General features: G+C 73.5%; 23 protein-coding genes. 11 read left to right on the top strand and 12 right to left on the bottom strand.

The window, feature by feature from the left end; genetic code table 11:
- Nucleotides 1-18 precede the first annotated feature (18 nt).
- Entirely contained in the window at nt 19-819 is an 801-nt protein-coding gene (locus tag AMK19_RS24410; protein ID WP_143200365.1) for a hypothetical protein, read from the top strand.
- A 113-nt stretch (nt 820-932) separates the two neighbouring features.
- Complete coding sequence (locus tag AMK19_RS24405; protein WP_073815481.1) at nt 933-1,931, top strand: adenosine deaminase; 999 nt, start codon at nt 933-935, stop codon at nt 1,929-1,931.
- Here the strand turns inward: AMK19_RS24405 and AMK19_RS36620 are convergent.
- From AMK19_RS36620 to AMK19_RS24380, 6 genes are all read right to left on the bottom strand, one after another.
- A complete protein-coding gene (locus tag AMK19_RS36620) occupies nt 1,904-2,050 on the bottom strand; it encodes a hypothetical protein (protein WP_198953431.1) in 147 nt (48 codons plus the stop codon). The two genes, AMK19_RS24405 and AMK19_RS36620, sit on opposite strands and share 28 nt — an antisense overlap.
- Nucleotides 2,005-2,325 (bottom strand): YidC/Oxa1 family membrane protein insertase, encoded by a 321-nt coding sequence (locus AMK19_RS38665; protein ID WP_443135036.1) that lies wholly within the window; start codon nt 2,323-2,325, stop codon nt 2,005-2,007. The genes AMK19_RS36620 and AMK19_RS38665 overlap by 46 nt, the downstream gene beginning before the upstream one ends.
- Before the next feature lie 68 nt (nt 2,326-2,393).
- Complete coding sequence (locus AMK19_RS24395) at nt 2,394-3,464, bottom strand: Gfo/Idh/MocA family protein (protein WP_073815287.1); 1,071 nt, start codon at nt 3,462-3,464, stop codon at nt 2,394-2,396.
- Nucleotides 3,465-3,473: 9 nt separating this feature from the next.
- Nucleotides 3,474-3,734, bottom strand: coding sequence for a hypothetical protein (locus AMK19_RS24390; RefSeq protein ID WP_073815285.1), 261 nt, complete (start codon nt 3,732-3,734; stop codon nt 3,474-3,476).
- A 149-nt stretch (nt 3,735-3,883) separates the two neighbouring features.
- Nucleotides 3,884-4,333: a nuclear transport factor 2 family protein gene (locus AMK19_RS24385; RefSeq protein ID WP_073815284.1), complete on the bottom strand. Its 450-nt coding sequence runs from the start codon at nt 4,331-4,333 to the stop codon at nt 3,884-3,886.
- A 32-nt stretch (nt 4,334-4,365) separates the two neighbouring features.
- Nucleotides 4,366-5,277 (bottom strand): zinc-binding dehydrogenase, encoded by a 912-nt coding sequence (locus AMK19_RS24380; RefSeq protein ID WP_073815282.1) that lies wholly within the window; start codon nt 5,275-5,277, stop codon nt 4,366-4,368.
- Between the two features lie 141 nt (nt 5,278-5,418).
- Here AMK19_RS24380 and AMK19_RS24375 point away from each other — a divergent pair, with 141 nt between their 5' ends.
- Nucleotides 5,419-6,357 carry a LysR family transcriptional regulator gene (locus tag AMK19_RS24375; RefSeq protein ID WP_073815281.1) on the top strand — a complete coding sequence of 313 codons (939 nt, stop codon included), beginning with the start codon at nt 5,419-5,421 and terminating at the stop codon, nt 6,355-6,357.
- Between the two features lie 90 nt (nt 6,358-6,447).
- Here AMK19_RS24375 and AMK19_RS24370 read toward each other — a convergent pair whose 3' ends face one another.
- The 4 genes from AMK19_RS24370 to AMK19_RS24355 all read right to left on the bottom strand — a co-directional run bounded on the left by AMK19_RS24370 (nt 6,448) and on the right by AMK19_RS24355 (nt 11,125).
- Nucleotides 6,448-7,227: an HAD-IIA family hydrolase gene (locus AMK19_RS24370; RefSeq protein ID WP_073815279.1), complete on the bottom strand. Its 780-nt coding sequence runs from the start codon at nt 7,225-7,227 to the stop codon at nt 6,448-6,450.
- 154 nt (nt 7,228-7,381) lie between these two features.
- Nucleotides 7,382-8,824, bottom strand: a complete 1,443-nt coding sequence (gene mycP / locus AMK19_RS24365; protein ID WP_073815278.1) for a type VII secretion-associated serine protease mycosin — start codon at nt 8,822-8,824, stop codon at nt 7,382-7,384.
- Nucleotides 8,825-8,936: 112 nt separating this feature from the next.
- Entirely contained in the window at nt 8,937-10,547 is a 1,611-nt protein-coding gene (locus AMK19_RS36095; protein WP_073815276.1) for a WXG100 family type VII secretion target, read from the bottom strand.
- A 38-nt stretch (nt 10,548-10,585) separates the two neighbouring features.
- On the bottom strand, nt 10,586-11,125 hold the full coding sequence (locus AMK19_RS24355) for a hypothetical protein (protein WP_143200364.1): 540 nt from the start codon (nt 11,123-11,125) through the stop codon (nt 10,586-10,588).
- A gap of 183 nt (nt 11,126-11,308) precedes the next feature.
- Here AMK19_RS24355 and AMK19_RS24350 point away from each other — a divergent pair, with 183 nt between their 5' ends.
- Entirely contained in the window at nt 11,309-12,433 is a 1,125-nt protein-coding gene (locus AMK19_RS24350) for a low temperature requirement protein A (RefSeq protein WP_073815273.1), read from the top strand.
- A gap of 77 nt (nt 12,434-12,510) precedes the next feature.
- Nucleotides 12,511-13,218, top strand: a complete 708-nt coding sequence (locus AMK19_RS24345; RefSeq protein WP_198953429.1) for a uracil-DNA glycosylase — start codon at nt 12,511-12,513, stop codon at nt 13,216-13,218.
- A gap of 59 nt (nt 13,219-13,277) precedes the next feature.
- On the opposite strand, the gene AMK19_RS24340 is transcribed toward AMK19_RS24345, so the two are convergent.
- Both AMK19_RS24340 and AMK19_RS24335 read right to left on the bottom strand, forming a co-directional pair.
- Nucleotides 13,278-13,919 carry a 3-oxoacid CoA-transferase subunit B gene (locus AMK19_RS24340; RefSeq protein WP_073815271.1) on the bottom strand — a complete coding sequence of 214 codons (642 nt, stop codon included), beginning with the start codon at nt 13,917-13,919 and terminating at the stop codon, nt 13,278-13,280.
- On the bottom strand, nt 13,919-14,686 hold the full coding sequence (locus AMK19_RS24335) for a CoA transferase subunit A (protein WP_073815270.1): 768 nt from the start codon (nt 14,684-14,686) through the stop codon (nt 13,919-13,921). Before AMK19_RS24335 ends, AMK19_RS24340 begins: the two co-directional genes overlap by 1 nt.
- Nucleotides 14,687-14,948: 262 nt before the next feature.
- Between AMK19_RS24335 and AMK19_RS24330 the strand changes: the two genes are divergently transcribed.
- Genes AMK19_RS24330 through AMK19_RS24305 form a run of 6 tightly spaced genes read left to right on the top strand, consistent with a single transcriptional unit; the run spans nt 14,949 to nt 20,463 of the window.
- A complete protein-coding gene (locus tag AMK19_RS24330; protein ID WP_073815268.1) occupies nt 14,949-16,187 on the top strand; it encodes a substrate-binding domain-containing protein in 1,239 nt (412 codons plus the stop codon).
- 5 nt (nt 16,188-16,192) lie between these two features.
- Nucleotides 16,193-16,951: an ABC transporter ATP-binding protein gene (locus tag AMK19_RS24325; protein ID WP_073815267.1), complete on the top strand. Its 759-nt coding sequence runs from the start codon at nt 16,193-16,195 to the stop codon at nt 16,949-16,951.
- Complete coding sequence (locus AMK19_RS24320) at nt 16,948-17,685, top strand: ABC transporter ATP-binding protein (protein WP_073815265.1); 738 nt, start codon at nt 16,948-16,950, stop codon at nt 17,683-17,685. The genes AMK19_RS24325 and AMK19_RS24320 overlap by 4 nt, the downstream gene beginning before the upstream one ends.
- Nucleotides 17,682-18,548, top strand: coding sequence for a branched-chain amino acid ABC transporter permease (locus AMK19_RS24315; protein WP_073815264.1), 867 nt, complete (start codon nt 17,682-17,684; stop codon nt 18,546-18,548). Before AMK19_RS24320 ends, AMK19_RS24315 begins: the two co-directional genes overlap by 4 nt.
- Entirely contained in the window at nt 18,545-19,618 is a 1,074-nt protein-coding gene (locus tag AMK19_RS24310; RefSeq protein ID WP_073815262.1) for a branched-chain amino acid ABC transporter permease, read from the top strand. The genes AMK19_RS24315 and AMK19_RS24310 overlap by 4 nt, the downstream gene beginning before the upstream one ends.
- The gene (locus AMK19_RS24305) at nt 19,615-20,463 is read left to right on the top strand and encodes an alpha/beta fold hydrolase (RefSeq protein ID WP_073815261.1); all 849 of its coding nucleotides are present in this window, start codon (nt 19,615-19,617) and stop codon (nt 20,461-20,463) included. Before AMK19_RS24310 ends, AMK19_RS24305 begins: the two co-directional genes overlap by 4 nt.
- Nucleotides 20,464-20,482 lie beyond the last annotated feature (19 nt).

The raw sequence follows: 20,482 nt of genomic DNA, 5'->3' as shown, positions 1-20,482 counted from the left end.
TCCATGGGGGAGTTGACCGTGAAGACGGTTCACGCACGCACGCTCGGACTGCGAATCGCCGCACTGGCGGCGGCCGGTCTGATGCTGACGGCCTGCAACGAGGACGACGCGGCCACGGGGGCGGCCGCCGGGCAGACCTCGCCGAGCGCGGTGGCTTCGGCCCCGGCGTCGGCGAAGGCCAGCGGCAAGGCGAAGGAGCCGGCCAAGCCCAGCGCCCGTCCGAGCAACACCGCGACCGGTGGAGACACGGCCGCCGCGCAGAAGAAGACGGACAAGCTCGCGCTGACCGCCGAGGAGTGGGACAACGCTTTCGTCTCCGACGGCGACGACGACACCGGCGTGGCCAACTTCGTGATGGACAAGTCCTGCGTCTACAAGGCCGACGGCACCAACGTCAACGGCCTGGTCGCCAGCACGTTCCGGTACGTGCGCCAGGACCACGAGGCGGACAGTACGTTCGCGAACACCGCGGCGAGTCAGTTCACCACCGCCGACGCGGCGGCCAAGGACGTCGCCGAGCAGAAGGCGATCACCAAGCGCTGCACGGACTACACCGACGGCAGCAACAAGTTCCAGAGCGTTCACGACATCGAATCTCCGAAGGTCCCCGGTGCCGACGAGGTGTACTCCGAGGAAGGCCTCGCCGTCTACCGGACCAGCGACGGCGGCCAGACCGACCCGCGCCCCTTCTCCTACATCATCGCGCGCAAGGGCTCTCTCTACGTGTCGGTGCTCGTCGACGTCGACCCCCAGCGCCAGATTTTCGAAGGCCGGGCGCAGGCCCGCGATGCGCTGAAGAAGCTGACCGCCAAGTGGTGACGCCGCCGCTTGTCGCGGCGGGTTAGCATGCGAGGTCTGTCCGGGTCCGGGTGAGTAGACGGGAGCATGCTGTGGCCGAGGGAGTCCAGGGGATCGAGGCGTTCATCGCCGGAATGCCGAAGGCGGAGCTGCACGTGCACCACGTCGGCTCGGCCTCGCCGCGGGTGGTCGCCGAGCTGGCCGCCCGGCACGCCGGTCGCACCAAGGTTCCGGCGGACCCGGAGGCGCTCGCCGAGTACTTCACGTTCACCGACTTCGCGCACTTCATCGAGGTGTACCTGAGCGTCGTCGACCTGATCCGCGACGCCGAGGACGTCCGCTCCCTCACCTACGGCGTCGCCCAGGACATGGCCCGGCAGAACATCCGCTACGCCGAGCTCACCGTCACGCCGTACTCGTCGGTCAACCGCGGCATCCCCGACGTCGCCTTCATGGAGGCGATCGAGGACGCCCGGCTGGCCGCCGAGAAGGAGCTCGGCGTCGTGCTGCGCTGGTGCTTCGACATCCCCGGCGAGGCCGGGCTCGGCTCCGCGGAGGAGACCGCCCGGCTCGCGCTCGACCTGGCGCCCGCCGGGCTGGTCTCGTTCGGCCTCGGCGGACCCGAGATCGGGGTGCCGCGGCCGCAGTTCAAGCCGTACTTCGACCGGGCCCGCGCGGCCGGCCTGCACAGCGTGCCGCACGCCGGCGAGTCCACCGGGCCGGAGACGGTCTGGGACGCGATCCGGGTGCTCGGCGCGGAACGTATCGGCCACGGCACCCAGTCGGTCAAGGACCCGGCGCTGCTCGACTACCTCGGCGAGCACCGGATCCCGCTGGAGGTCTGCCCGACCTCCAACCTGGCCACCCGCGTGGTCGAGCGGATCGAGGACCACCCGATCCGGCAGATGGTCGACGCCGGGCTGGTCGTCACCGTCAACAGCGACGACCCGCCGATGTTCGGCACCGACCTGAACACCGAGTACGCCGTCGCCGCGAAGCTGCTCGGCCTGGACGAGAGCGGCATCGCCGCGCTCGCCCGCAACGCGGTGGAGGCCTCCTTCCTGGACGCGGCGGGCAAGCGGCGGCTGACCGGCGAGATCGACGCCTACTTGGCGGGCCGGCCCACCGCCTGAGGGGCCGCAGGCAGATCGGCGGCGGTCGGGCGCATGAGGTACCAGCGTTCGACCGCCGTCCATGCGGTGCTGGTCAGCAGGTAGACGCCGCCGGCCGGCGGCAGCAGCAGCGCGAACACCGGGGTGCCGAAGGCCGGCCAATGCAGGAACTTCGTGCCGGCGGGGGCGTCGGCGGGCAGCGGGGTCTGCCGGGCGCGGTGGTGAACAGGCGGTACATCACCGGGAAGAACGGCGCCTGCAGCAGGGCCGGGAGCAGGCCGGCGAACGGGGAGATGCCCTCGGCGCGGTTCAGGGCCGGCAGTTCGCGGGTCAGGCGGTCGCGGGCCTTGCGGTGGCGCTTCCCGAGTTTCTCCACCTGCGGAGCGACACGGGTCCGAAGCCGATGCTGCGTCACCGGCCGAGCTGCGTCACCGGCCGGGCGGGGAACACCAGTTGGGCCCGCCCGGCCGGTGACGTCGCGGGTCAGGGCACGCGGACGACGCTCGCGGTCGCGGCGGAGGCGCGGGCGGCCTCCAGGACGGTCAGGGTGGCGACGGCGTCCCGGGGGTCGACGGGCGGCGGGGTGTGGTCGGCGAGCGAGGCGGCGATGCCCGCGTAGAAGGCCGGGTAGTCGCCGGGGGCGGTGCGGACGGCCTCGGCGTCGCCGTCGCTGCCGAGCAGGCCGTACGCGGCGGGGTCGTCGTCGCCCCAGTGGGCGGTGTCCGGTCCGGGGCGGCGGCCGGCGCGGAGGGCGGCCTCCTGCGGGTCCATGCCGAACTTGACGTACCCGGCGCTGTCGCCGAGGACCCGCAGGCGGGGGCCGGCCAGCGGGGCGAGGGCGCTGGTCCACAGGTGGGAGCGGACGCCGCCGGCGTGGGTGAGGGCGAGGAAGGCGTCGTCGTCGACGACCGCGCCGTCCCGGCGGACGTCGATCTCGGCGTACACCGTCTCGACCGGTCCGAACAGGGCGAGGGCCTGGTCGACCAGGTGGCTGCCCAGGTCGTAGAGGGTGCCGCCGACCTCGGCGGGGTCGGAGAGCTCCCGCCAGCCGGGCTTGGGCTTGGGGCGGAAACGCTCGAAGCGGGACTCGAAGCGGTGCACCCGGCCGAGCCGGCCGTCCTCGATCAGGCGGCGGGCGGTGAGGAAGTCACCGTCCCAGCGGCGGTTCTGGAACACCGACAGCAGCAGGCCGGACTTCTCGGCGAACTCGCACAGGTCGCGGGCCTCGGCGCTGGTCGCGGCGAGCGGCTTGTCGACGACGGTGGCCAGACCGGCCAGCAGGGCGGTGCGGGCGAGCGGCACGTGGGTGCGGTTCGGGGAGGCGATCACCACCAGGTCGAAGCGGTCGGCCTCGTCGAACAGCTGGTCGGGGGTGTCGAGGGCGCGGGCGGCAGGGTGCTCGCGGTGAAGCTGGGCGCGGCGTTCGGGGTTGGCGGTGACCACCGCGTCCAGGCGGAGTCCGGGGGTGGCGGCGATCAGCGGGGCGTGGAAGGCCGAGCCGGCCAGGCCGTAGCCGACCAGGCCGACGCGGAAAGGGGCAGGGGGCGTGCTCATGACCCCCACTCAACCATCCCCGCCCTCCGGAGCAGCGGACGCCACCCACTCCGTCGTCCCAGGTCGGAACGGTCCGGCGGGCCGGGTGCGGCAATGGCGCGCGGTGGCGGCGGCCGCGCCGGCGAGCAGCAGCACCGAGCCGAGCGACAGCAGCACGCCGTGCGCGGTGTCCCCGCGGACGAGGGCGACTGCCGGGTGGGGCACGGCGCCGGTGCCGCCTGGCATGGTGATCGCGGCCAGCAGGACGCCGGTGCGGAGGACGGAGGCCACGGGCGGGGCTCCTTGCGTCGGACGGAGGGTATGGCCGGGACGCTATCCGCACCAGGGGCGGAAGTTGACGGGGTGTCAGATCGGTTAGGCGCGGCTTAAGGATGTGTTGAGGCGACCCCGGCCCGCCGCGACGGGCCGGGGTCGGGCGGTCACGCGCGGTCGGCGAACAGCGTGGTGGCGGCGCGCTGGGTGTCGGTGTACTCGCGGACCTCGGCGATCCGTCCGTCGCGGACCGTGAAGATCCCCAGGTTGCGGTTGTCGTAGCGCAGGCCGTGCACGGTGGTGCAGTGCGAGGCCCACTCGGCGACCACCCGGTCGCCCTCGACGATCGGGGCGCCGAGCAGTTCGACGTGGACGGCGGTGCCGGGGGCGACCAGGCCGCCGATCGAACCGAGGAACTCCTCGACGACGGCCTTCCGTCCGCGCCACTCGCCGCTCAGCGGCAGGTCGCCCGGGTAGTGCCAGACGGCGTCCTCGGTGAAGGCGTCGCGGATCGCGTCCTGGTCGCCGCGGGCGACGGCGGCGATGTACGCGGTCACGACGGTGCGCGGGTCGGCGCTCGGGTCGGCGCTCGGGTCGGTGTGCGGGCCGGTGCTCATGGGGGTGCTCCTTCGAGGGGGCGGGCGAGGGGTCAGCCGAGGGTGAGGACGGTGTTGCCGCGGACCCGGCGGCCGCGCAGTGCGGCGATCGCGTCGGCGGTGCGGTGCCAGTCGTCGACCAGGCCGAGTTCCGGGTGCAGCCGGCCCTCGGCGGTCAGCCGGACCAGGGTCCGCAGGTCCGGGCCGTCCGGGTGGTCCACGTCGGCGTACGAGAAGTGCTCGATCGTGGCGGACGTCGGGCCGGACAGCAGGGCGAAGAAGTCCAGCCGGACCGGCTCCCGGGAGGCCTGCCCGAACCAGAGCAGCCGGCCGCGCGGGGCCAGCAGTGCCAGCGCCTGCGGCAGCGCCGCGCCGCCGGTGGACTCCAGCACCAGGTCGAACGGCCCGCGCGCGTCGGAGAGCGTGTGCACCACCTCGGCCGCGCCCAACTCCCGCAGCCGAGCTCCGCGTTCGGGGCTCGCGGTGACGGCCGTCAGCTCCGCGCCGGCGGCCGCCGCGAGCTCCGTCAGGTAGTGGCCGACGCCGCCGGACGCGCCGGTCAGCAGCAGCCGGCGGCCCGCGACGGCCCCCGCGGCGCGCAGCAGGCGCAGCGCGGTCAGCCCCGCCAGCGGGAGGGCGGCGGCGGTGCGGGTGTCCAGCCGTTCCGGCAGCACCGCGAGGGCGTCGGTGCGCACCGCCGCGTACTCGGCCCAGCCCGCGCCCGGCGGGTGGGCCACCACCCGCTGCCCGACGGCCGGCCCACTGCCGTCGCCGGCGGCCTGCACGACCAGGCCCGCGACGTCCTTGCCGGGTCGCCAGCCCAGTGGCGGGGCCTCCAGCAGGAAGGTCTCGCCGCGGTTCACCGAGAACGCGTCGACCTTCACCAGCACCTCGTCCGGGCGCGGCTCGGGCTGCGGCACCTCGGCGAACTCGACCGTGCCGGCGGCGGGAATCAGGGCCTTCATGGGATGTCCTTCGACGTGTGGGGCGGGCCGCTCACGGGCGGGCCCGGCGGGAACACGTCCAGTACACGGCGGGCGCCGCGGCCCGGTCCAACAACCCGAACGCCCCGACGACAACCGGCGGTTGTCGGCGATGATGGCCGCATGGACCCGGACCTCGGACAACTGCGCGCCTTCGTCGCGGTCGCCGACCAGCAGCATTTCGGACGCGCCGCCCGACAGTTGGCGATCAGTCAGCAGGCGCTGTCGAAGCGCGTCGCCCGGCTGGAGGACGGACTCGGCGTCCGGCTGCTCGACCGCGGCCCCGCCGCCGTCCGCCTCACCGAGGCCGGCGAACGCCTGCTGGCCCCGGCGCGGGATGCGCTCGCCGCCGGGCAGGCCGTCCTCGCGGCCGTCCGCCGTCCCGCCGCACCCGCCCGGCTGGACGTCTGGGGCCACCTGTTCGAGCCACTCCGCACCGTGCGCGAAGTCCTCGCCGCCACGGCCGGGTCGACCGTCGAAGTCGGACCGGCCCGGGACCTCGACACGGTGGCCGCAGCCCTCGCCCGCGGCGAGAGCGCCGCCGGATTCGGCCGCCACCACGCAGGCTCCGACGGGCAGTTGGCACACCGGCTGGTCCGCCTCGAACCCGTCGACGCGGTGCTGCCCGCCGCCCACCCGCTGGCCCGCGCCGCGACCCTGCGACCCGCCGACCTCGCCGCGCTGCGCCTGGTGCTGCCCGCCGACCCCGCGCGGCTGGACTTCCTGACGCGGTTCGCGGAACGCTTCGACGTCCCGCTGCTCCCCGGCGAGGCCAACCTCGGCCTGGCCCACCTGCTGGAACGCGTCCGCGCCGTCCCCGACGGCTGCACCCTGCTGCCCGCCGAACTCCCGCTCGCCGTCCCGCCCGGACTGGTGGTCCGCCCGCTCGCCGACCCCGTCCCGCTGTACGCCTGGTCGCTGGTCTGGCACCGCGAACGCCCGCACCCCGCCGTGCCCGCCCTGCTGCGCGCCTTCGCCGACCGCGGCCGCGACCGCCGCTGGCTGGAGTACCGCCCCGGCCGCGACTGGCTGCCGGAGACCGACGCCCGCGACCTCGGCTGAACCCCCTCGCGGACGCCCGGGACCGGGCGTCCGGCCGGTGCGCGCAGTCGGCCGCCCCACCCGAACTCCCGGGCGGGGCGGCCGACTTGATCAGATCAGGTCGACCAGGTCCGCGATGGATTCCACCACCTGGGTCGGGCGGTACGGGAAGCGGTCCACGTCGCCGGCCTGGGTGAGGCCGGTCAGCACCAGGAACGTCGACATGCCGGCCTCCATGCCGGAGACGATGTCGGTGTCCATCCGGTCGCCGATCATCGCGCTGTTCTCCGAGTGCGCGCCGATCGCGTTCAGACCGGCCCGCATCATCAGCGGGTTCGGCTTGCCGACGAAGTACGGCTCCACCCCGGTCGCCTTGGTGATCAGCGCCGCGACCGCACCCGTCGCCGGCAGCGCGCCCTCGGCGGACGGGCCGGTCTCGTCCGGATTGGTGGCGATGAACCGGGCGCCCGCGTCGATCAGCCGCACCGCCTTCGTCATCGCCTCGAACGAGTAGGTGCGGGTCTCGCCCAGCACCACGAAGTCCGGGTCGGTGTCGGTCAGCACGTAGCCGACGTCGTGCAGCGCGGTGGTCAGACCCGCCTCGCCGATCACGTACGCGGTGCCGTTCGGACGCTGGTCGGACAGGAACTTCGCGGTCGCCAGCGCCGACGTCCAGATGTGCTCGGCCGGCACGTCCAGGCCCATCCGGGACAGCCGGGCGTGCAGGTCCCGCTGGGTGTAGATCGAGTTGTTGGTGAGCACCAGAAACGGCTTGCCGGACTCGCGCAGCCGCTTGATGAAAGCGTCGGCCCCCGGGATCGGCACGCCCTCGTGGATGAGGACTCCGTCCATGTCGGTCAGCCAGGTCTCGATGGGCTTGCGGTCTGCCACGGTGGGTCTCTCCTAGGTCTTGCGACGGTCGAACGATCAATGTGCATCGCTCCGACCGGACACCGCTGGCCGGCCGGGCGCCACTGGCTGCCCCAACGCAGCTCAGCCTAGTGCGCCCCGCCGGCCGACCACAGGGGCGGCCGTGGCCCCGGCCTCAGTTCGCGTAGGGGTTGCCGCCGTTGGACGGGGGCTGCTGGCCGAACGGAGGCTGACCGTAGGGTGGTTGCTGCGGCTGGCCGTAGGGCGGCTGCGGAGCCTGACCGTAGGGCGGCGGGGGTGCCTGGCCCGGGAACGGCCCCTGCGGCGGCACCTGCGGCGGCACCGGCACGGCGGCGGGCCGGCGGTTCCGCCGGGCGATGATCACCACGACGATCAGCAGCACCACGACGGCCGCCCCGCCGCCGATCAGCAGCGGCACGGTGTTCGACTTCGAGGAGCCGTCGGCACTCGCGGACGGCTGCGACCCCGCCCCGCCCCGGCCCGGCGCGGAGTCGGCCGGCGCACTCGCGGAGCCGCTGGGCTGCGCCGCACCGCCGGTCTTGCCGGAATTCTCGGGCGCGGGCGAGGACCCGGCCGCGGCGGGCAGCGGGCTGACATTGGGCGCACCCGGGTCGCCGGGTTCGGTCAGCGCGACGCGCGGCCGGACGGTGCCGTAGCCGAGGTAGTCGCTGCGTTCCTTCGGGTTGCTGGCGGTGTTGATCAGCACGCGGAGCACCTGGTTGGCCGTCCAGTCGGGGTGCACGGACCAGATCAGCGCGGCGGAGGCGGAGACCAGGGCGGTGGCGCCGGAGGTGCCGTGACCGCTGCAGTAGCCGGACGGGCCGGTGCACGCGCCGTAGATGTCCATGCCCGGCGCGGCGAGCGTCACCTGCGGACCGTGCTCCGACTCCGCCGTGACCTTCCCGTTCTGGTCGGTGGCAGCCACGCCGACCACGTCGCTCAGCCCGGCGGGATACTCCAGGCGATTGTCGGTGTCGCCGGTGTTGCCGACTGCGGCGAACACCAGAACGCCTCGGGACACGGCGTGATCCACTGCGGCCTTGAGCTTGCTGACATCGGCGGACTGCAGCGAGGTCACGGCCTGGCCCATCGACACGTTGACGATCTTCGCGTTGTGATCGACGGCGTAGGTGATTCCTCGGGCGATCTGATCGGCGACCGTGCTGTCGCGGCCCCCACCGCCCTGGCCGTCGACCTTGATCGGGAGGATCTTCGCGCCGGGCGCGAGACCGTACGCCCCGTTGCCGTTCAGACCCTTCCCCGAACCGGCGATGGTGCTCGCCATGGCAGTTCCGTGGCCTTCCTGGTCGGAGAGCACCCCTCCGGGCAGAGTGCTGAGATCCGTCCCGGGCACCAACTGCCCGACCAGGTCAGGCGCATCGCCCTTCACCCCGGAGTCGACCACGGCCACGGTGATCCCTGCACCTGTGCTGGTCCGCCACATCTCCTCGGCGTGCATCGCCTCCAGGTGCCACTCCTTCGCGCGGATCGAGTCGGCCGCGAGCGCGGGCCCCGTCGACCACCCACACAGGACACCGGCGACCGCCGCCGCTGCGGCGAGCCGCAGCCCCCGCCCTGCCATGCCCGTTCGCCGCATCACAAACTCCTTCGCACGCCGACGTGTTCGGCGAGTGACTTGCCCCCGACCGCACGATGCTGCCCGGCCGCAGGAGCGGTATTCCCCTGCGGCCGGGCAGCGAGTGCAGCCCTTACTCGATCACACCCGGGTTGACCGGGCCCATACCTGACGTCCAGGTGTCCTCGTCCTCGGTCAGGTAGTCGGGGCGCTTGCCCTGCGGCTTGCCCTTGCGGCTTGCACCGCCGTGGCCACCGCCGAACGAGCCCTGCCCGGTCCGGCCGTCCGCGCCGCGCTCGGCCCGGCCGCGCAGTCCGGTGCCGCCCGGCGTGGCCTCGCGGGCACCCGAACCCGGCCCGCGCTGTCCGCCGATGGTGCCGCCGGCCCGGCCGACCAGTCCGCTGCCGCGCGCGCCGCCGCCGGCCGCGCCGCCATGGGCACCGCCGCCGCCCATGGCACCGCCACCCATGCCGGACGCGCCCGCGCGGCCCGCCTGGCCCGTGCCGGTGGTCGCCGCGCCGGTACCGCCGGGACGGGTGCCCGCGCCGGTGCCGCCGGCTCCCGGCGCGCTGCCGCCGCCGGTCCGACCGGTGCCGGTGGTGCCGCCGGTGCTGCCCATTCCGCCGCCGATCGGCCCTCCGCCGATCGGGCCGGTCGAGCCACCACCACCGCGCGTGCCGCCGCCGGGACCGCCGGTCGTGTCGCCCCAACTGCCCCCGGGGGTACCACCGCCACCGGTGCCCGGCCCGGTGCCCGGGATCCTCGGGTCGGGAGCCGGCGGCGACTGCGTCGGCGTGTGGTCGATGCGAGTGCCCGGGTCCTGGACCGGGCCGGGATGCGTCGGCCCCGGGAACGGATTCGGCGTCGGTCCCGGCGTGGGCACCGGATACGGCTGCGGAGGCGTCGGCCCCGGGTACGGGTTCGGCGTCGGGCCCGGAGTCGGCACCGGCTGCGGCCTCGGAGACGGCGGCGGGGCCACCTTGGGTGGGTACGGCATGGTGCTGCCGCCACCGGGGTTCCGGCCGCTGCCGCCACCGCCGTCGACCGGGACGTCCGTCAAGCCCTCGTGTCGGAGACCGCCGTCCCCAGGCAGCGGCGGGAACATCGGCGGCGGCACCGAGTTGAGCCGCGTGGTCGACTGCTCGTACGCCTGCGTCAGCTTCGTCATCTGCTGAATCGCCTCGGTGTGCGCCTGCTCGACCCGCCGCTGCGCCGCCTGCGCCTCGTCCTTGGTGACCCAGTCCGAGTCGACCATGTCGGCGATCTTGTTCGCGCCCCAGCTGCCGATCGCACCGCCGACGCCCGGGATCATGCCGCCGAGGATCGCGCCGCCCGTGCTGACGGCGCCGTTGGGCTGGCCGTCGTAGCGGCCGACGGTCTCCATGTCGGCGTGCGGCACGGCCGGCATGCCCGCCTTGACGGCGGCGAGCGTCTCGCCGGCGGACGCCATGTACGTGCCGGCGTTCCGCGAGTACGAGGCCAGGTCCATGGTGGACGCGGAGACCTTGCCGCCCCAGGTCTTGAAGCTCTCGGCCGCGCCGCCCTCCCAGTCGAGGCCGCTCATGTGCGCGTGCAGCTCGTTGCTGATCTCGTCCATCTTGTCGGCGGCCTGCAGCAGTCGCTGGCTCACCTGCATGACGGCGAGCGGGTCCGTGTGCTGGACCATGTTCAGCAGTTCCTGGTGGCTGGCACCGTCGATCTCACCGCCGTCGCGGACAGCCCGGACGAAGCGCCTCTCGGTCATCTCTGATCTCCCCCGTTTCTCCGTCGCCGGAGACCTCGTCAGTACGCGCCTTGCTGGGTGCCGGTGGCCGGGGCCTGCGGGCGGACCGGGTAGGCGGCCCGCGGGTCGGCGGCCGGGAGCTGCGAGCGGGCCCCGGCCATCGACGAGAACCGGGCCTCCTGCTCGGCGTCCGCGCTGCTGTAGGTGCCGGCGGCCCTGCCGATGCCGGCGCTCATCGCCGCGATCTGGGCGGCGAGGGTCTGCGACAGCTGCTCCAGGTTGCCGTGCACGGTGTTGTACGCGGTCATCAGGTCGCCGGCCTGCCCGAAGTCCCGGCCGAGCTGGCCGGCCGTCAACTGCTGCTGGGACACCTCGCCGTGGCTCGCGGGGGAGCCGTCGAGTTCGCGCAGGATCTGGTCGACCTTGTTCTTGAAGGTCTGCAGGTTCTCCACCTCGACCTGGACCGCACTGCCGCCGACCTGGCCGGCGATGGCCCGCGCCTGCGAGGCGGCGACCATGGCCTGCGTCTGTACGGCCGTCGCGGCCGACACCGCGTTGTAGACCAACCCCGACCATCCGTTGCCGGAGACGTCACTCATCACCGATCCCCCTCCCCCTTGGCGGACCCACCCCCGTGGTGGCCCGCCGATGGCATTGGCCGCGTTCAAGATAGCGGTACGAACGGACGGTCCGTCAGGGGGAGGGGATCACGGTCCGGGTACCCTGTGCCGGTCGCCCCCGGGGAGGTGGTGTCAAGTGGCCTGTGGTACGGGGGAGTTCGGATGGGGGAGAAGCGCGTCACCTGGGCGGAGCTGTACTTCGACCTGGTGTTCGTGTTCGCAGTGACGCAGGTGTCGGCGCTGCTGCGCCACCACCACGACTGGGCAGGCTGCGGGCGGGCCCTGGTGGCGTTCGTGCCGGTGTACTGGTGCTGGGTGGGCACCACGGTGCAGGCCAACGTCCGGGACGTGGACAACCCGCGCGACCGGGTCGGGATCTTCGCCGTCGGTCTGGCCGGGCTGTTCCTGGCGCTCGCCCTGCCGGGGGCGTTCGGCGATCGCGGCGTGCTGTTCGGCGGCGCGTACTGGGCGGCCCGGCTGGTGCTGGTCGGACTGCTGGCGCGGCGGGTCCGGCGGATCTGGCTCGGCCCGTACGGGGTGGGCGCGTTCTTCAGCGGCCCGCTGCTGGTGGTCGGTGGCCTGCTGCCGTCCCCCGCACGGGAGTTGCTGTGGGCGGTGGCCGCGACGGCGGACCTCTCCGCGCCGCTGGTGTTCCGCCGGCGGCTGGCGAAGGTCGAGTACCACCCGGGCCACCTGCCGGAGCGCTTCGGCCTGTTCCTGCTGGTCGCGCTCGGCGAGTCCATCGTCGGCATCGGCGCCCCGGTGGCGGGCTCGCCGCTGCACCCGGGCCAACTGGTCTCGGTGGCCTTGGCGTTCGTGATCTCCTGCGCGCTGTGGTGGCAGTACTTCGGGTACGCCGCCGACGCGATGCGGCACGTCCTGGAGACCGCGAGCTCGCGCCGCGACGTGCTGCGCCGGGTGTTCTCGTACGGGCACCTGGCGCTGATCGCCGGGGTGATCACCGTCGCGGTGGGCTTCGGCGAGACGGTGGCCCGGCCGGGGGCGGCGCTCGGCGGCGGGGCGCTCGGGCTGCTGTACGGCGGCAGCGCGCTGTACCTGCTGAGCTTCAACTACACCCGCTGGATGATGTTCCGGAGGCTCTCGCCGACCCGCAGCGCCGCCGGCCTGCTGGTGACCGCGCTGCTGGCGCTGCTGCTGCTCACCCCGCTGCACCGGCTGCCCGCGCTGGCCGTGCTGGGGCTGCTGGCGGCCGTGCTGGTCGGGCTGAGCTGCTGGGAGGAGCTGCGGGTGCGGCGGGCGGCGCAGGCTGTCGGCGCGACTGTGTAGCGTTCTTCGCAGCGGGTCCGCCACGGGCCCGGACGATCGAGCGGTCGCCGTGCGGCGCGGCCGGTGGGAGGTACAACGTGACGGAGCTGGCCGAGACGTCCGTGGGCGGCGCGCTGGAGCTGCCGGAGTCCTGGCGTGCGGTGCTCGCCGAGGAGACCGGCAAGCCGTACTTCGCGCAGCTGTCGGAGTTCCTGGCGGCGGAGCGGGCCGAGCACGAGGTGTTCCCGCCCGCCGGGCAGGAGTTCTCGGCGCTGGCCGCGACGGCGTACCAGGACGTCAAGGTGCTGCTGCTCGGCCAGGACCCGTACCACGACAACGGGCAGGCGCACGGCATGAGCTTCTCCGTGCTGCCGGGCGTGAAGACCCCGCCGTCGCTGCGCAACATCTACAAGGAGCTGAACACCGACCTCGGCCTGCCGGTGCCGGACAACGGCTACCTGATGCCGTGGGCCGAGCAGGGCGTGCTGCTGCTCAACGCGGTGCTCACGGTGCGGGCGCACGAGGCCAACTCGCACAAGAACCAGGGCTGGGAGAAGTTCACCGACGCGGTGATCCGCGCGGTCAGTGCCCGCGAGGAGCCGTGCGTCTTCGTGCTGTGGGGCGGGTACGCGAAGAAGAAGCTCTCGCTGATCGACACCGAGAAGCACGTGGTGGTGCAGAGCGGGCACCCGTCGCCGCTGTCGCAGAAGACCTTCCTCGGGACGAAGCCGTTCTCGCAGATCAACGCCGCGCTGGAGGGTTTCGGGCAGAAGGCGGTCGACTGGACCGTCCCGAACGTGAAGTAGCGGGCGGCGCAGGGGCGGTGGGCACGAGGAGTGCGCACCGCCCCTGCGGCGTCCCGGGCTCAGGGGACGAGCACGTCCGGCTCGGTCGCCGCGCGGAGCTGCTCCAGGGTGACGCCGTCGGCGAGTTCGACCAGGCAGAGGCCGTCCGGGGTGACGTCGAGGACGGCGAGGTCGGTGACGATGCGGTGGACGACGCCCCGGCCGGTGGCGGGGAGGGTCAGCTCGTCGACGATCTTCGGGGTGCCGTCCTTGGCGGTGTGCTCCATCACCACGATCAGGCGGCGGGCCCCGTGGACCAGGTCCATCGCGCCGCCCATGCCCTTGACCATCTTGCCGGGGATCATCCAGTTGGCGAGGTCGCCGGAGGCGGAGACCTGCATCGCGCCGAGCACCGAGACGTCGATCCGGCCGGAGCGCACCATGCCGAAGCTGAACGCCGAATCGAAGTACGCCGCACCGGGGTTGACGGTGACGGTCTCCTTGCCGGCGTTGATCAGGTCGGGGTGGACGGCGTCGTCCGCAGGGTAGGGGCCGACGCCGAGGATGCCGTTCTCGGAGTGCAGCACCACGTGGACGCCCGCGGGCAGGTGGTTGGGGATCAGCGTGGGCAGGCCGATGCCGAGGTTGACGTACTGGCCGTCGCGGAGTTCGCGGGCGGCCCGGGCGGCGAGCAGGTCGCGCGGGTCGAGCTGCGTGGTCATCAGGACTCCTTCGAGGCGGCGGCGCTGACGGTGCGGCGCTCGATCCGGCGGTCGTCGGGGTCGGCGGCGACCACCCGGTCGACGTAGACGCCGGGCAGGTGGACGGCGTCCGGCTCGATCTCGCCGGGTTCGACGATCCGGTCGGCCTCGACGATCGTGATCCGGCCGGCGGTGGCGCACAGCGGGTTGAAGTTGCGGGCGGCGGCGTGGAAGACGCAGTTGCCGTGCCGGTCGGCGACCTCGGCGCGGACCAGGGCGAAGTCCGCGACGATGGCCTCCTCCAGCAGGTGGCGGCGGCCGCCGAACTCGCGGACCTCCTTCGGCGGGGAGGCCACCGCGACGGCGCCGCCGCCGGGCGCGTAGCGCCAGGGCAGGCCGCCCTCCTCGACCTGGGTGCCGGCGCCGGCCGGGGTGTAGAACGCGGGGATGCCCGCGCCGCCGGCCCGCAGCCGTTCGGCGAGAGTGCCCTGCGGGGTCAGTTCGACCTCCAGTTCGCCGTTCAGGTACTGGCGGGCGAACTCCTTGTTCTCGCCGACGTAGCTGGAGGTCATCCGGGCGATCCGGCCCGCGCCGAGCAGCAGGCCCAGGCCCCAGTCGTCCACCCCGCAGTTGTTGGAGACCACCCGCAACCCGGTGGTGCCCGCGTCGACGAGCGCACCGATCAGGGTGGACGGGATGCCGCACAGGCCGAAGCCGCCGACGGCGAGCACCGCGCCGTCGGGAATGTCCCCGACCGCGCGGGCGGGGGAGTCCAGGACCTTGTCCAAGGGGGCCACCTTCTCGAAGGGGGAGGGCTGACTGCGGCACCACACTCGCCGCAGGCCCCGGCGCTTTCCATGGCGGACGACGCCATGGAGCAGGGCCGACCCATGTGTGTGCCGCACACCTCTTGGCGGCCGATGCCCGAACATGTGGTCGGCCCACACAGTGGTGGCGGCCGATGCGTGCTCCCGTCACATGTCGTCTTCGGGGCGACGCTCCTACGGTTCCCGCATCCCACCAGCACAGGCACGTCAGGAGCCCGCCACCATGTCAGTCACGGACGCCACCCCCAGACGACCCGTCCGCAAGCTCGCCGCGCTGGCCGCCTGCGTGCTGCTCGCGTCCGCTTGCGCCAAGGCGGGCACGGCGGGCACCACGGCCGAGGCGGGCGGCGGCGACAAGAGCCCGGTCAAGGTCGGCCTGGTGTACTCCAAGACCGGCCCGCTGGCGGCCTACGGCAAGCAGTACCTGGAGGGCTTCAAGGCGGGCCTGTCGTACGCCACCAAGGGCACCAACGCCGTCGACGGCCACCCGGTGGAGATCGCCGAGCAGGACGACGCGGGCGACCCGGCCAAGGCCGTCTCCGCCGCGAAGGACCTGATCGGCAAGAACTACAAGATCCTGGCCGGCTCCACCGCGTCCGGCGTGGCCCTGCAGGTCGGCCCGATCGCCGCGCAGAACAAGGTGCTGTTCATCAGCGGCCCGGCCGCCGCCGACAAGGTCACCGGCCTGAACAAGTACACCTTCCGCTCCGGCCGGCAGTCCTACCAGGACACCAAGGCCGCCGCGTCGTTCATCGGCGACGCCAAGGGCAAGAAGGTCACCGTCCTCGCCCAGGACAACGCCTTCGGCCAGGCCAACGTGGCCGCCGTCAAGGACGTCCTCGGCTCCGCGGGCGCCACCGTGGAAGCGGTGCTCGCCCCGCCGTCCGCGACCGACCTGACGCCGTTCGCCACCCAGGCCAAGGCCGCCAAGCCCGACCTGCTGTTCGTCGCATGGGCCGGCGACACCGCCTCCGCGCTGTGGACCTCGCTCAACCAGCAGGACGTGTTCTCCGCGACCAAGGTCGTCACCGGCCTCGACGTGGCCGCCTCCTACCCGCTGTTCGGCCCCGCCGCCGAGAAGATCGACTTCCTGAACCACTACTTCTCGGGCGCGGCCGGCGGCACCGAGGCCGAGCTGGCGATGAACGACTTCGTCACCAAGAACGGCTCCAAGTCCGACCTGTTCACCCCGGACGGCTTCACCGCCGCGCAGATGGTGGTGCACGCGCTGGAGACCAACAAGGGCTCCGACGCCGACACCGACGCGCTGGTGAAGGCGCTGGAGGGCTGGAGCTTCGACGGCGTCAAGGGCAAGCTCACCGTCCGCGCCGAGGACCACGCGCTGCTGCAGCCGATGTTCCAGGTCAAGCTGGCGGGCACCGGCGCCGACGCCAAGCCCACCGCGGAGAAGGTGCTGTCCGCCGAGCAGGTCGCCCCGCCGGTCGCCAAGATGGCGGGCTGACGCACATGAGCACCCCCGCCCCGGTCCTGCGGCTGAACGGCCTCGGCTGGTCGGTCCGCGGCGTCCCGATCGTCCAGGACGTCACCCTCGACGTCGCCGAGGGCGAGTTCGTCGCCTTCATCGGCCCGAACGGGGCGGGCAAGACCTCCCTGTTCAACCTGATCTCCGGGATCTACCCGGCCGGCCACGGCACCCTCCACCTGGACGGCGCCGACATCACCGCCCTGCCGGTGCCCGCCCGGGCCCGGCGGGGTCTCGGCCGGACCTTCCAGACCTCCTCGCTGTGGCCCGGCCTGACCGTCGCCGACCACGTCCGGCTGGCCGCCCAGGCCGCCGCCGGCCCCGCCGCGTCCTACCGGATCTGGCGGCGCGCCGACCGCTACCGGCAGCAGGTCGAGGAGACCCTGGAGCGCACCGGCCTCGCCGACCAGGCCGACGACCTGGCCGGCTCCCTCTCGCACGGCGGCAAAAGGAAGTTGGAGCTCGCCGTGCTGCTGGTCGGCGACCCCCGGCTGATCCTGCTCGACGAGCCGATGGCCGGGGTGAGCGCCGAGGAGGTGCCCGCCCTGGTCGAGCTGATCCGCTCCGTCCACCAGGAGCAGGGCCGCACCGTCCTGATGGTCGAACACCACATGGACGTGCTGCTCGGCCTCGCCGACCGGCTCGCCGTGATGCACCACGGCACCCTGCTCGCACTCGACACCCCCGAGGCCGTAATGGCCGACGAAACCGTCCAGGGGGCCTACCTCGGGGAGGCGTTGTGACGGAAACCCTGCTCGCGGTTCGCGAGTTGAAGGTGGTGATCGACGGCCTGCACATCCTGCACGGGGTGGACCTGGACGTCGCCGCCACCGGCGTCACCGCACTGCTCGGCCGCAACGGCGCCGGGAAGACCACCACCGTCAAGGCCGTCATGGGCCTCGTCCCGCGGACCGGCTCGCTGGTCTTCGACGGCACCGACATCGGCCGCCTGCCCACCCACCTGGTGGTCCGGCAGGGCATCGGCTACGCCCCCGAGGACCGCGGCATCTTCGGTGGCCTGACCGTCGCCGAGAACCTCCGGCTGGCCGAACGCGACGGAACTCCCGCCTACGACCTGGTCTTCGAGCTCTTCCCGGAGCTGAAGCAGCGTCACAAGCAGGCCGCCGGCACGCTGTCGGGCGGCCAGCAGCAGATGGTCGCGATCGCCCGCACGCTGCTCAACGGCAACCGGCTGATCATCGCCGACGAGCCCACCAAGGGCCTCGCGCCGAAGATCGTCACCGAGGTCGCCGACGTGCTCGCCCGGGCCGCCGAGACCGTCCCGGTGCTGCTGGTCGAACAGAACCTGGCCCTGGTCCGCCGGGTCGCCGGCCACTGCGCCGTCCTCGCCGACGGCCGCACCGCCCACCAGGGCAACGCCCGCGAACTGCTCGCGGACGAGGACGCCGCCCGCCGCCTGCTCGGCGTCGGCAGCCACCGCCCCACCGCTCCTGATCCCGAGGTGTCTCCCCGATGAACACCGTCGTCCTGCTCGCCTGCACCGGACTCGGGCTCGGCGCGCTGTACTTCCTGGTCGCCTCCGGCCTCTCGCTGATCTTCGGCCTGATGGACGTCCTCAACTTCGCGCACGGCGCGCTGCTGTCCATCGGCGCGTACGCCGCCTGGTGGGCCGCCACCGACGGCGGGCTCGGCTTCTGGCTGGCCGTGCCGTTCGGCACCGCGGTCGGCACCGCCGCCTCGGTGCTGCTCGAACTCGCCCTGATCCGGCCGCTGTACGCCCGGCCGCGCGACCAGATCCTCGCCACCGTCGGCGTCGGACTCGCCCTGCCCGCCCTGATCATGGGCATCTGGGGCGCCGACGCCCGGCCCTTCCCGCAGCCCGCCGCGCTGGCCGGCACCGTCGACGTGCTCGGCGCGACCGTCCCCGTCAACCGCTTCGTGCTGATGGCCGCCGCGCTGGTCGTGCTGGTGCTGCTGCGGCTGTTCCTGGCGAAGACCCGGTACGGCCTGATCGTCCGGGCCGGCGTCGAGGACCGCGCCATGGTCACCGCGCTCGGCATCGACGTCCGCAAGGCCTTCACCCTGGTCTTCGCCATCGGCGGCGCCGCCGCCTCGCTCGGCGGGGCGCTGGCCGGCCTGTACTTCGGCTCGATCAACCCCGGCCAGGGCACCGGCCTGCTGATCTTCGCCTTCGTGGTCGTCGTGATGGGCGGCATGGGCTCGGTCACCGGCGCCGCCGTCGCCTCGGTCGGCGTCGGCCTGGTCCAGCAGTTCGCCAACTACTACACCGCGGCAGGCCTCGGAGACCTCTCCGTGGTCGTCCTGCTCGCCGTGCTGCTGCTCGTCAAGCCGCGCGGACTCACCGGGAGACTCGCATGACCACCCACCTCAAGCGCTGGTGGCCGCTCGCCCTGCTGATCGTCCTGGTGATCGCGCCGTACAGCACCCTGCCGCTGCCCGGCCTGCTGGACGGCCCGCTCGGCAGCCCCGGCAGCCTCCAACTGATCGCCCTGTGCCTGGTCTACGGCGGTCTCGCCACCGGCTACGACCTGCTGCTCGGCCGCACCGGCCTGCTCTCCTTCGGCCACGCCCTGTACTTCGCCACCGGCCTGTACGCCACCGACCTGGCGATGCTGGAGTTCGGCCTCGGCTTCGTCCCGGCCGCAGTGTTCGGCATCCTCTGCTCGATCGCGCTGGCGCTGCTGCTCGGCTCGGTCTCGCTGAAGGTCACCGGCATCGGCTTCTCCATGGTGACGCTGGCGTTCGCGCAGGCCGGGGCGATCCTGGTGCAGCGCAACCCCGGCGGCCTGACCGGCGGCGAGGAGGGCCGCTCGACGCCCGCCGAGCACCTGCCCGACGCGCTGATCGGCATCCAGAACACCGCCAACCTGTACTGGATCGCGGTGCTGTACCTGGTCGTCACGCTCGCCGTGGTGCACTGGACGGTCTCCTCGCCGACCGGCCGGGTCTGGGCCGGCATCCGGGAGAACGAGCGCCGCGTCGAGGTGCTGGGCCTGCGCCCGTACGGCTTCAAGCTGGTCGCGTTCACCGTGTCCGGCGGCCTGGCCGGCGCGGGCGGCGTGGTCTACCTGCTGCTGACCGGCGGCGCGACGCCGCAGGCCGCGAGCTCGGACGCGACGCTGGCGCTGCTGGTGATGGTGGTGCTCGGCGGGTCCGGCACCCGGTGGGGGCCGCTGCTCGGCGGCGTGCTCTACACCTGGGCCGCGCACCGGCTCGGCGACCTCGCCAACTCCGCGTCCATCGCCGAACTCCCGTCCGTGCTGCGGGTTCCGCTCTCCCAGCCGCTGTTCCTGCTCGGTACGCTCTTCGTCGCCGTGGTCTACCTGCTGCCCGGCGGCTTGGCCAAGCTGCCCGCCCGGCTGCGTTCGGGCCGGGCCGCCAAGGCCGCCAAGGTGTCCGTCACCGCCGTACCGGAAGGCGCCGCATGACTCTCCCCCAGCACCTCACCGTCCCCGTCGAGGGCGGCGACCTCGCCGTCCTGCACTGGCCGGCCGCCGACCCGGACGCGCCCGTGGTGGTCGCCGTGCACGGCATCACCGCCAACGCGCTGGCCTGGGCCGGGCTGGCCCGGCTGCTCGACGGCCGGGTCGCGCTGTACGCCCCCGACCTGCGCGGCCGGGCCGCCAGCCGCGCACTGCCGGGCCCGTGGGGCCTGGGCCGGCACGCGGAGGACGTCGCCGCACTGATCCGTCACCTGGACGCCGGCCCGGTCCGGCTGGTCGGCCACTCGATGGGTGCCTGGGTCTCCGCCGTCGCCGCCGCCCGCCACCCCGAGCTGCTCGCCGACCTGGTCCTGGTCGACGGCGCGGTGACCTTCCCGCTGCCCGAGGGCGTCCGCGAGGAGGACGCGCTGGCCGCGGTGCTCGGCCCCGCGCTGGCCCGGCTGTCGATGACCTTCGAGAGCCGCGACGCCTACCGGGCGTTCTGGCAGGCGCACCCCGCGTTCGCCGACTGGAACGAGGAGATGGACGCGTACACCCAGCGCGACCTGGTCGGCGAGGCCCCCGAGCTGGTCTCCTCCTGCGTCCACGAGGCGATCACCACCGACGGCGCCCAGGTGCTGCTCGACCCGGAGGCGGCCGGCGCGATCCACCGCCTCGCCGTCCCGACCCGGTTCCTGTACGCCGAGCGCGGGCTGCTGAACGAGCCCCAGGCGCTGTACGACGAGGGCCGGCTGACGGCGGCGAAGGTCACCGTCCCGACCGAGCTGCTCGGCGGCACCAGCCACTACTCGATCATCTGGGCCGACCGGCTGGCCGAACTGCTGGTCTGAGCGCGGACGTTCCGGTGCC

Origin of the sequence: Kitasatospora sp. CB01950, from assembly GCF_001905465.1 — a bacterium.
Lineage (GTDB): Bacteria > Actinomycetota > Actinomycetes > Streptomycetales > Streptomycetaceae > Kitasatospora.
Note: the sequence above shows the minus strand (reverse complement) of the source record. Positions and strands in the feature narration are given on the sequence as shown.

Bases quoted from the DNA above. Each gene is read 5' to 3' on its own strand.
- AMK19_RS24405 (WP_073815481.1), top strand. From the start codon at position 933: ATGCCGAAGGCGGAGCTGCACGTGCACCACGTCGGCTCGGCCTCGCCG.
- AMK19_RS24395 (WP_073815287.1), bottom strand. From the start codon at position 3,464: ATGAGCACGCCCCCTGCCCCTTTCCGCGTCGGCCTGGTCGGCTACGGC.
- AMK19_RS24385 (WP_073815284.1), bottom strand. From the start codon at position 4,333: ATGAGCACCGGCCCGCACACCGACCCGAGCGCCGACCCGAGCGCCGAC.
- AMK19_RS24380 (WP_073815282.1), bottom strand. From the start codon at position 5,277: ATGAAGGCCCTGATTCCCGCCGCCGGCACGGTCGAGTTCGCCGAGGTG.
- AMK19_RS24375 (WP_073815281.1), top strand. From the start codon at position 5,419: ATGGACCCGGACCTCGGACAACTGCGCGCCTTCGTCGCGGTCGCCGAC.
- mycP (WP_073815278.1), bottom strand. From the start codon at position 8,824: ATGCGGCGAACGGGCATGGCAGGGCGGGGGCTGCGGCTCGCCGCAGCG.
- AMK19_RS36095 (WP_073815276.1), bottom strand. From the start codon at position 10,547: ATGACCGAGAGGCGCTTCGTCCGGGCTGTCCGCGACGGCGGTGAGATC.
- AMK19_RS24355 (WP_143200364.1), bottom strand. From the start codon at position 11,125: ATGAGTGACGTCTCCGGCAACGGATGGTCGGGGTTGGTCTACAACGCG.
- AMK19_RS24350 (WP_073815273.1), top strand. From the start codon at position 11,309: ATGGGGGAGAAGCGCGTCACCTGGGCGGAGCTGTACTTCGACCTGGTG.
- AMK19_RS24340 (WP_073815271.1), bottom strand. From the start codon at position 13,919: ATGACCACGCAGCTCGACCCGCGCGACCTGCTCGCCGCCCGGGCCGCC.
- AMK19_RS24330 (WP_073815268.1), top strand. From the start codon at position 14,949: ATGTCAGTCACGGACGCCACCCCCAGACGACCCGTCCGCAAGCTCGCC.
- AMK19_RS24325 (WP_073815267.1), top strand. From the start codon at position 16,193: ATGAGCACCCCCGCCCCGGTCCTGCGGCTGAACGGCCTCGGCTGGTCG.
- AMK19_RS24315 (WP_073815264.1), top strand. From the start codon at position 17,682: ATGAACACCGTCGTCCTGCTCGCCTGCACCGGACTCGGGCTCGGCGCG.
- AMK19_RS24310 (WP_073815262.1), top strand. From the start codon at position 18,545: ATGACCACCCACCTCAAGCGCTGGTGGCCGCTCGCCCTGCTGATCGTC.
- AMK19_RS24305 (WP_073815261.1), top strand. From the start codon at position 19,615: ATGACTCTCCCCCAGCACCTCACCGTCCCCGTCGAGGGCGGCGACCTC.